The 1,670-nt window shown below is 66.3% G+C and carries 5 protein-coding genes; 2 read left to right on the top strand and 3 right to left on the bottom strand.

Features of this window, described 5'->3' with window-relative positions; translation table 11 throughout:
• Both VGC47_01075 and VGC47_01070 read left to right on the top strand, forming a co-directional pair.
• Window positions 1-462: hypothetical protein (locus tag VGC47_01075; GenBank protein HEX9853893.1), on the top strand; the 462-nt coding region annotated here is incomplete at its 5' end.
• Window positions 459-920: a nucleoside deaminase gene (locus VGC47_01070; protein ID HEX9853892.1), complete on the top strand. Its 462-nt coding sequence runs from the start codon at window positions 459-461 to the stop codon at window positions 918-920. The genes VGC47_01075 and VGC47_01070, both read left to right, overlap by 4 nt.
• A gap of 16 nt (window positions 921-936) precedes the next feature.
• Here the strand turns inward: VGC47_01070 and VGC47_01065 are convergent, their stop codons facing one another.
• The 3 genes from VGC47_01065 to VGC47_01055 all read right to left on the bottom strand — a co-directional run.
• Entirely contained in the window at window positions 937-1,146 is a 210-nt protein-coding gene (locus tag VGC47_01065; protein ID HEX9853891.1) for a type II toxin-antitoxin system HicB family antitoxin, read from the bottom strand.
• Complete coding sequence (locus VGC47_01060; GenBank protein ID HEX9853890.1) at window positions 1,146-1,346, bottom strand: type II toxin-antitoxin system HicA family toxin; 201 nt, start codon at window positions 1,344-1,346, stop codon at window positions 1,146-1,148. Before VGC47_01060 ends, VGC47_01065 begins: the two co-directional genes overlap by 1 nt.
• A 92-nt stretch (window positions 1,347-1,438) precedes the next feature.
• On the bottom strand, window positions 1,439-1,670 hold a 232-nt coding region (locus VGC47_01055), incomplete at its 5' end, for an alpha/beta hydrolase (protein HEX9853889.1).

The raw sequence follows: 1,670 nt of genomic DNA, 5'->3' as shown, positions 1-1,670 counted from the left end.
GCCGCGGAAATCGATCGGAACCCGATCGAAGCGATTGGCCTAATCGGCGAAGACCTTGACGCCTCGGCGAGTGCCGCGGTGGAGGATCTGGTGGCCGCAGACTTCGATACCGCGATCGCCAACGCGGAGGATACGGTGCAGACCGCAGAGGGCGCCGCCCTCTCTGGCGGGCTGCGGCTGGGAGGCGTCGTGCTGGCTGCCGGTGCCATTGGAGGCGGCTCTGTCCTGGTCCGGCGTCGTCGCCGTCGAGGCACCGAAACCGAAGCGGCCGACACCGACACCGCTGCGGACGAGGCAACCTCGACCGATACTGCCGAGCCCTCATCAGTCGAGACCGACACCTCCGGGTCGGATACTGCCCAGTCCGATAGCGCCGAGTCCGAAACAGCCGAGCCCGACCATACCGACTCCGAACGTGCGGTCCACGACGCCACGTCTTCAGACGAGGGATCTCCGGGATGACCATCCGCGACCGTGACCACGAGTTCCTGGCCCTTGCCATCGCCGAGGCCCGGATTGGCCGCAAGGAGGGCGGCGTGCCCATCGGTGGGGCGCTGGTTGCCGATGACGGCACGGTACTGGGCGTCGGCCACAACCGGAGGGTTCAGCAGAACAGCGCCATCCGCCATGGCGAGACCGATGCCCTCGAGAACGCCGGCCGCCTTCCGGCGGCGGTGTACCGGCAGGCCACCATGTACACCACCCTGTCGCCGTGCGACATGTGCTGCGGCGCCATCCTCCTGTACGACATCCCGCGGGTGGTGATGGGCGAGAACCGCACGTTCGTGGGCGGCGAGGACTACCTGCGGGCACGGGGGGTCGAGGTCGTCAACCTCGACTCCGCGGAGTGCATGGAGCTCATGCGCGAGTTCATCGCCGCTCATCCCGAGATCTGGAACGAGGACATCGGCGAGGACTAGCCGCCGAGTCCGCCCGTTACGCGACTTCCACCTGATGGACCCAGGTGGTGGGCTTGGGGATCGGATCCCCGTACTCGCGCATGAGAGCGAGGTGCTCCCGGATAGCGGACTCGATGAGCGACTCCACTTCGCGGCGTGTCCGTGCGGCCGCGACACAGCCAGGCAGATCCGGGACGTAGGCCGCGTACCCATTCCCGCTTTTCTCAAAGACGACTGCGTACTGCACTAACGCTCCCTCGGATCAATTCCCGCCTGCTTGAGAATACTTCGCCACGTCCCCACCGGCACCTGCTGACTCCTCTTGCCAGCGATGGTTACAACACCAGACCGATATTGATGCCGATAGTGTCGGTGGCTGCCACGGGTTCGAACCCAGTACCACCCGTGGGATTCCACGAGGCGGATGGCGTCCCGGACTTTGGGCACCCTGCCACGATCGACACGGCGCTTTACCGGATGCTGTCTGCCGACTTAAGCCGATGCCGAGGTCCTTCAGAGCGATCCGCTGGGGCTTCTCTTCATCCCGCTTGGCGGCCTTCGTTGAGGAACTCGATCACCAGCCGGGCAACTTCATCCGAGCGGTCCTCGATGAGCCAGTGGGCGACGTTTGGGAAGAACACCTTGCGCGGCGGGGCTGTGAACTGGCTGTCGAGCCGCAGCGCCAGGTCCCGGCGGAGCGCACGGTCGCGCTCGCCCCAGAGCACCAGGGTGGGGGAGCCGATCGTCTTGCCGCGCAGCCGGTTGGCGTCG

It is taken from the genome of Acidimicrobiia bacterium (assembly GCA_036396535.1).
Classification (GTDB): domain Bacteria; phylum Actinomycetota; class Acidimicrobiia; order Spongiisociales; family UBA5794; genus DASWKR01.
This window is presented reverse-complemented; position numbering and strand designations above follow the sequence as displayed.

What these genes read in the sequence shown, in the direction of transcription:
- VGC47_01070 (HEX9853892.1), top strand. Translation starts at nt 459, where the DNA reads ATGACCATCCGCGACCGTGACCACGAGTTCCTGGCCCTTGCCATCGCC.